Below are 7,559 nucleotides of genomic sequence, written 5' to 3'. Positions count from 1 at the left end.
CTTCTCGCTTCTCGCTTCTCGCTTCTCGCTTCTCGCTTCTCGCTTCTCGCTTCTCGCTTCTCGCTTCTCGCTTCTCGCTTCTCGCTTCTCGCTTCTCGCTTCTCGCTTATTTATCAGCGAGCTTTTCTTCAAGCTCAGCCAATTTCTTTTCCATCTCTGTCAGCTTTTGACGAGTACGCAGCAGAACTTGAGTTTGTACATCGAATTCTTCGCGGCTAACTACGTCTAGCTTGTTTAGCTGACCTTGGATTACTTGGCGAACTTTTTGATCAACATCCGCGCCTAGTTCTTTTACTGGCTGTGGCATTGATTCGTGAATTTGTTTAGCGATTTGCTCTAATTTCTTTGGGTCAAACATAGTGGCTAAAACTCCTTTTGATTTGCCCACATTCTATGTAAATGATACGGGAAAGTCGCCATTTAGATGGCAAAAAAGAGAGAAGCAATAAAAAAGGTCACCGAGGTGACCTTTTTCTTAGTGCTTTATGCTTACTTGTTATCAGCTAATTCGCGATGAGCAGCTTTTGCTTCATCCACTCGAGCTAGCTTTTCCAAGTCTTTGTCTTCAACAAATACTGGCAGTGGCTTGTGTTTCTCAGCTAGGTAGCTGTAAATCACAGGAAGTACGAATAGCGTAAACAGTGTACCGATCGCTAGACCAGCAACGATTACGATACCGATACTGAAGCGCTGAGCCGCACCTGCACCCGTTGCATACATCAGTGGGATCAGACCTGCAATCATCGCCGCCGTTGTCATCAGGATCGGACGTAGACGAACTTTCGCCGCTTCCATTACCGCATCGATACGAGACAGTTTGTTGTGTAACTGCTCTTCCTTCGCTACCTCACAGATCAAGATACCGTGCTTGGTAATCAGACCAACCAGAGTAATCAAACCAACCTGCGAGTAGATGTTCATCGAGGCCGTACCCCACGCCAGAGCAATCAATGCACCACATACTGCTAGTGGTACCGATACCATGATTACAATTGGATCGCGGATAGATTCAAATTGAATTGCCAGTACCAAGAAGATGATTGCCAGTGCCAAACCAAATGTGGCGTATAGTGCGCTACCTTCCGTTACAAACTGACGAGCCTCACCCATGTAGTCATGGTTGTAGCCTGCAGGTAGCTTGCTCTGTGCGATATCTTCGAACCAATTTATGGCATCACCCATCGCAACACCTGGTGATGGTACTGCACCAACTGTAGCAGAGTTCAACTGGTTGAAGTGAGGTAGAGAGCGAGGCTCTGCGACCACATCAATAGTAATCAAGCTACCAAGTGGCACAGCTTTACCATCAACAGAACGTACGTAGTAGTTCTTCATTGACTCTGGGTTTAGACGCCATTTACGTTCAACCTGAGGGATTACCTCATAAGAACGACCATTTAGGTCGATACGGTTTACGTAACCATCCGCCATCATAGTGCTTAGCGTTACACCAATATCTTGCATGGTCACGCCGTACGCGCCAGCTTTGTCCTTATCAATGCTGATCTTCATCGTTGCTGAATCGTAGTTTAGATCCAAGTCCGAGTAGACAAACATAGGGCTAGTTGACACATTCGCTAGAATATCACTTGCGATCGTAAACAAGCTTTCAAAGCTATTTGGCGTAGTAATAACGAACTGAATAGGCAGACCTGAACCTGCACCAGGAAGTTCTGGCATCTGGAATGCAGTAACAGACATACCCGGCACCTGAGAAACTAGCCCACCTACGCGTTTGGTTATCTCTGCTTGGCTTGCCTCACGTTCACTCCAAGGTTTTAGAGTCGCAAGACCGAACGCTTGGTTAGAGTTTGGTACACCGTTAAACACCTGAGCGTATTCCACTTCTGGTTGATCAGACAGAATCTTGTTTACGTCATTCATGGTATTTTGGATGTAATCCAAGTTCGCGTTCGATGGTGCAGTGCCCATCAGTACGACAACGCCTTTATCTTCTGAAGGAGCTAATTCACTTGGAATGAACTTAAACAGAATTGGGAGCGTTGCGAATACGATGATCGCGAAAGCGATGATCACTGGGCGGTGCGCCATAACAGCGGTCAGCATTTTCTCGTAGCGGTTGGTCATGCCATCCAATACGTGATGCACTTTTTGTTCAAACTTGCTTGGCTCTTCATTTGCCTTAAGCATTTTTGAACACATCATCGGCGACAGAGTCAGAGCGATGATACCAGACACAAACACCGCACCCGCTAGGGTTAACGCGAACTCTTTAAATAGTGAGCCTGTGATACCGCCCATTAGCGCGATCGGTGCGTATACCGCACCTAGTGTCAGTGTCATTGCAATTACTGGTACGGCAATCTCACGTGTACCGATGATGGCTGCGCGGAACGGCGATTCCCCTTCCTTGATGTGGCGGTCGACGTTCTCAAGAACCACGATCGCATCATCCACCACCAGACCGATGGCGAGTACCATTGCCAGAAGTGTCATCAAATTCCACGAGAAGCCCATCGCCTGCATTACCATCGCAACACCAATCAATGATAGTGGGATAGTAACGATAGGGATAATTACCGCTCGGAATGAACCAAGGAATAGGGTGATAACCACCAGTACGATGACCGCCGCTTCAAGAATGGTTTTCACAACTTCGTGAATTGACTCGTTGATAGCGATAGTAGAGTCGTACATCACGTTCATTTTGATGTTGCTTGGCAAGTTACGCTCTAACTGAGGCAGTAGCTCTAGCACATCTGCAGCGATGTTGATCGGGTTAGCACTTGGTGCCGCGTTAATCGCAGCAACCACCGCTTCCTGACCGTTTGCACTTGCGCGGTAAACATCGTGGCTCTTCTCTAGCGTTACTTTTGCAATATCGCCAAGACGAATTACGTCACCGTCACCCGTTTTTACAACCAGTGCTTCTAACTCGGCAACATTCGATACCTGAGTATCAGCACTACCGTTGTAAAGAACGAATTCACCTGTTGCTTGACCGGTCGCTGATTGGTAGTTATTGGCATTTAGAACGCCCATCACATCGGTTGCGGTCAGCTTAAGTGCACCCATTTTCGCTGGATCTAGCCATACGCGTAATGCGTATTTCATACCACCGTATAGGTCAACTTTTGATACACCGTTAACCGTGAATAGCTGTGGGTTGATTACACGTTCAAGGTAGTCGGTGATCTGGCTTGAAGACAGCTCATCACTAGTGAAACCAATATACAGAACCGCCGTTGTTGAACCCGTAGACATGGTTACTGTTGGATCTTCCGCTTCTTTTGGAAGCTGTGAACGAACCGAGTTGGTTTTGGCCAGAATATCAGATAGTGCTGCATTCGGATCGGTGTTCAACTTCATGTTGACGGTAATGGTTGATTTACCAAGTACCGACTGTGAAGTCATGTAGTCGATATTATCGGCCTGAGCCACCGCTTGCTCCAAAGGCTGGGTAATAAAGCCTTGGATCAAGTTGGCGCTAGCACCGTAATAGCTAGTAGTTACTGTAACTACCGTGTTTGTCATTTCAGGGTATTCACGAACCTGCATTTTGAAAACGGCTTGTAAACCAAGTAACGCAATCAAAAAGCTGATCGATACCGCTAAAACTGGACGTTTAATAAAAACATCAGTAAAGCGCATGATGCCTCCAATTAAAGCATTGGTGTTTCAGCAGGTGGTGTCAGTGCCGAATCTTCAACGATGGTCACTTTCGCATGGTTACTTAGACGGATTTGCCCCGAAGTTACCACCACATCACCTGGTTTCACGCCTTCTAGAATATGCGCGATGTCTTTAGTGCGTTCGCCAACTTTTACTACGTGTTGTTTAACGCGTTTTTCACCATCTTCTTCAGTCACGATGTACACGTTGTCACCGTAAAGCGTAAACGTGATAGCCGTTTGCGGTAGCGTTACTTGGTTCTCTAACTTAGGCAGAATAATGTTTGCACGCGCAAACATACCGCTGCGAAGTTTGCCATCGCTGTTTGGAATGTCAGCTTGAACTTGGATCAGACCACTTTGAACGTTAACCGCAGGTTCGATTGCCGAGATAGAACCTTTGAAAGGTCTGTCTGGGTAAGCATCAACGAAGATATCCACTTCTTGATCAAGTGTGATACGAGAGATATCTGTTTGCGGCACAGTGAAGCGCAGACGCATGACGCTAGTGTCTTCAAGGCGTACGATATCGGTACCTGCTTGTAGGTACTGACCAAGGTAAACGTTACGAATACCAACAACACCAGCAAAAGGTGCTTTGATTTCACGGCGGTCGATGGTTGCCTTCAGGCTCTCGATATCCGCTTTAAGTGAGAAGTAGTTTGCTTCAGCTTCGTCATACGCTTCTTTAGAGATAGAGCCTTTCTTGAAAAGACCTTGGTAGCGTTTGTACTTCGCTTGAGCTGCTGGTAATTTTGCTTGAGAGCTCTTAAGGTTAGCCTTTTCTACCTCAGAATCTAGGTGTACTAGAGGTTGGCCTTCTTCAACTTGAGTGCCTGAATCGAAAGAAATCTTATCAATGACACCGCTGGTTTCATTCGCAACAGTGACACCTTGGTTCGGCTCGATAAAACCAATCGCTTCGATCACCGGAATCCAATCAACCGCTTTTACATCTGTGACGGTTACTGGAAATTCTGGCTCTGGACGATTCGCCATGTATTCAGCAATTTTCTGTTGCTTGAATAAGTTGAAACCTATCACGCTTCCGAACAGAAGAATCGCGATAAGCAACATAAAGAAAGTCCACTTTTTCATTCTATTAAGAACTCCAAGTTAGTGTTTAATAATTGCATCCCAGCTGGCTTCAACGGCTGCTTCCAGCGCATCGTCATCCAGCTGATAAAATCCCAAAGCATGTTTTCTAGCAAGCGCAACACTAGCTTCGAAACTCAACCCTGAAAGAATTTCGTTATCAAGAGGTTTGAATACCCCTTCCGCTTTGCCTTGATTAAAAAGACGATCTACTTGGGCAAACATTTGTCGTTCAAGTTCCCTAGTATTTCCACGACTTGCACAAGGCAGTGATTCATATTGGACACGATTGCTTAAAGTGTCTAAGTTTGAACCAGCAAGGTGCCAAATGTTGAGCCACATAGTGCGGTAACGCTCTTTCAATGGCATATCGTCAGTCACATCTGCTTGAACGGCGTCCGCAATACGTTTGGTAACAGTAAGACGAACTTCTTCCAAAAGATGTTCTTTATCTGAGAAATATCGGTAAATCGTGCCTGCAGCGACACCGGCTTCAGTCGCAAGTTTTTGCATGGAAAGACCATGAAAACCTGACTCAGCGATTAAGCGTTCAGCAGCTGTAATGATTTGCTGGTATTTATCTCCAGTAGTGTTATTGGTCATAACCCCACCACCCAATGAATGAACGTTCATTCATTATAGCGTAAAGACTGGTCACTTATGCAACAAAATGTTGCAACTATCCGTGTAAAATTTACGTGAAAATCAGCGTAGCTTTCACAAGGACACCCCTTTATCATAGGCGCCACTATTTCCACCCGCAGAGAATTTTTATGAAGCTGAACCCTAGACAAGACGAAGCCGTTAAGTACGTATCAGGCCCATGCTTGGTGCTTGCTGGGGCTGGTTCGGGTAAAACTCGTGTAATTACCAATAAAATTGCTTATTTGGTTCAGCAGTGTGGCTATAAGGCTCGCAATATTGCTGCGGTAACCTTTACTAACAAGGCGGCGCGTGAAATGAAAGAGCGCGTTGGCCAGACGTTGGGTAAGAGTGAGTCGAAAGGTCTGATGGTCTCGACCTTCCACACCTTGGGGCTTAACATTATCAAGCGTGAGTACAAACATCTCGGCTTGAAAGCCGGTTTCTCACTGTTTGATGATCAAGACCAGCTTGCGCTTCTTAAAGAACTGACAGAAAAGCAGCTAGATGGCGACAAAGATCTGCTGCGCCAGTTGCTAAGTTGTATCTCTAACTGGAAGAACGACATGCTGACACCAGAGCAAGCCAAAGCGTTGGCTCAAGGTGAGCAACAACAGCTATTTGCGTTCTGTTTTGAAATGTATCAGAAGCAGATGAAGGCGTACAACGCGCTCGACTTTGATGACCTGATTTCTCTGCCAGTGCAATTGCTACGTAACAATGAAGAAGTGCGTCAACGTTGGCAGAACCGCATTCGTTACCTATTGGTGGACGAATATCAAGATACCAACACTAGCCAATATGACTTGGTGAAGTTAATCGTTGGCGAGCGTGGTCGTTTGACCGTAGTAGGCGACGATGACCAATCTATCTATTCATGGCGTGGTGCTAAACCGCAAAACTTAGTATTGCTTGGTGAAGATTATCCAAATTTGCGCTTGATTAAGTTGGAGCAGAATTACCGCTCGACCAGTCGTATTCTGCGTGCGGCAAACATCTTGATTGCCAACAACCCTCACGTGTATGAGAAATCACTGTTTTCGGAAATTCCTGACGGTGAAAAACTCAAAGTGTTGCTGGCGAAGAATGAAGAGCACGAAGCAGAACGCGTAACGGGTGAATTGATTGCGCACAAGTTCCTAAACCGCACCGATTATAAAGACTACGCGATTTTATACCGTGGTAACCACCAGTCACGTCTGATTGAAAAGTCACTGATGCAAAACCGTGTGCCATACAAGCTATCTGGTGGCACGTCTTTCTTTGCTCGTGCGGAAATCAAAGACATCATGGCTTACCTACGCGTGTTGGTGAACCCAGATGATGACAATGCATTTCTACGTATTGTGAATACGCCCCGTCGTGAAATTGGTCCGGTCACACTAGAGAAGCTAGGCAGCTACGCCAATATGCGTGGTAAGAGCCTGTTTGAAGTCAGCTTTGAGATGGGGCTGGAGCAGCACCTTACCGGCCGTGGCTTAGAAAACCTGCGCCGTTTCACGCAATGGTTGGTGGCGATTGCTGATCAAGCAGAGCGTGGTGATACGGTCGAAGCGGTGCGTTCGCTTGTGCGTGATATTCATTATGAAGATTGGCTATACGAAACCTCAGCAAGTCCGAAAGCGGCAGAAATGCGCATGAAGAACGTTTCTGATCTCTACTCGTGGATTGTGGCGGATTTAGAAGGCGACAACTATGACCAAGAAGAGAAAACGTTAAAAGAGGTCGTTCAACGCCTTACTCTGCGTGACATGATGGAGCGTGGTGAGGAGGATGAAGACAGTGATGCCGTTCAGCTAATGACATTGCACGCGTCGAAAGGTCTAGAATTTCCTTATGTTTACTTGATTGGTTCGGAAGAAGGTATCTTGCCGCATCAAACCAGTATTGATGAAGACAACGTTGAAGAAGAACGTCGACTAATGTACGTGGGCATCACTCGAGCTCAGCGTGAGCTTACCTTTACTATGTGTAAAGAGCGTCGACAGTTTGGTGAGCTGCTTAAACCAACTCAAAGCCGCTTTTTGGATGAACTGCCATTTGATGATGTTGAATGGGAAGCAAACAAGAAGCCAGTGTCGGCAGAAGAACGCATGGCAAAGGGCCAAGCACACATCGCCAATATTCGAGCAATGTTTAAGAAGTAGAACAACGTTGTTCTAACTTGCTAAAAACAAAAAGGCTTGCCAA

The 7,559-nt window shown here is 46.2% G+C and carries 5 protein-coding genes; 1 reads left to right on the top strand and 4 read right to left on the bottom strand.

Going from position 1 to position 7,559, the window contains the following annotated elements; translation table 11 throughout:
• Positions 1 to 106: 106 nt before the first annotated feature.
• The 4 genes from ubiK to QTO06_RS05340 all read right to left on the bottom strand — a co-directional run bounded on the left by ubiK (position 107) and on the right by QTO06_RS05340 (position 5,330).
• Positions 107 to 358, bottom strand: coding sequence for a ubiquinone biosynthesis accessory factor UbiK (ubiK, locus tag QTO06_RS05355; RefSeq protein ID WP_005427244.1), 252 nt, complete (start codon positions 356 to 358; stop codon positions 107 to 109).
• Positions 359 to 489: 131 nt separating this feature from the next.
• Positions 490 to 3,612 carry a multidrug efflux RND transporter permease subunit VmeD gene (gene vmeD, locus QTO06_RS05350; protein ID WP_010444837.1) on the bottom strand — a complete coding sequence of 1,041 codons (3,123 nt, stop codon included), beginning with the start codon at positions 3,610 to 3,612 and terminating at the stop codon, positions 490 to 492.
• Between the two features lie 11 nt (positions 3,613 to 3,623).
• Positions 3,624 to 4,730: a multidrug efflux RND transporter periplasmic adaptor subunit VmeC gene (gene vmeC / locus QTO06_RS05345; protein WP_010444839.1), complete on the bottom strand. Its 1,107-nt coding sequence runs from the start codon at positions 4,728 to 4,730 to the stop codon at positions 3,624 to 3,626.
• Positions 4,731 to 4,748: 18 nt separating this feature from the next.
• Complete coding sequence (locus QTO06_RS05340) at positions 4,749 to 5,330, bottom strand: TetR/AcrR family transcriptional regulator (protein WP_010444841.1); 582 nt, start codon at positions 5,328 to 5,330, stop codon at positions 4,749 to 4,751.
• A gap of 170 nt (positions 5,331 to 5,500) precedes the next feature.
• Here QTO06_RS05340 and rep point away from each other — a divergent pair, with 170 nt between their 5' ends.
• Positions 5,501 to 7,516 carry a DNA helicase Rep gene (gene rep / locus QTO06_RS05335; RefSeq protein WP_045392445.1) on the top strand — a complete coding sequence of 672 codons (2,016 nt, stop codon included), beginning with the start codon at positions 5,501 to 5,503 and terminating at the stop codon, positions 7,514 to 7,516.
• Positions 7,517 to 7,559: the final 43 nt, after the last annotated feature.

Source organism: Vibrio sp. M260121 (genome assembly GCF_036533715.1).
Taxonomy (GTDB): domain Bacteria; phylum Pseudomonadota; class Gammaproteobacteria; order Enterobacterales; family Vibrionaceae; genus Vibrio.
Note: the sequence above shows the minus strand (reverse complement) of the source record. Positions and strands in the feature narration are given on the sequence as shown.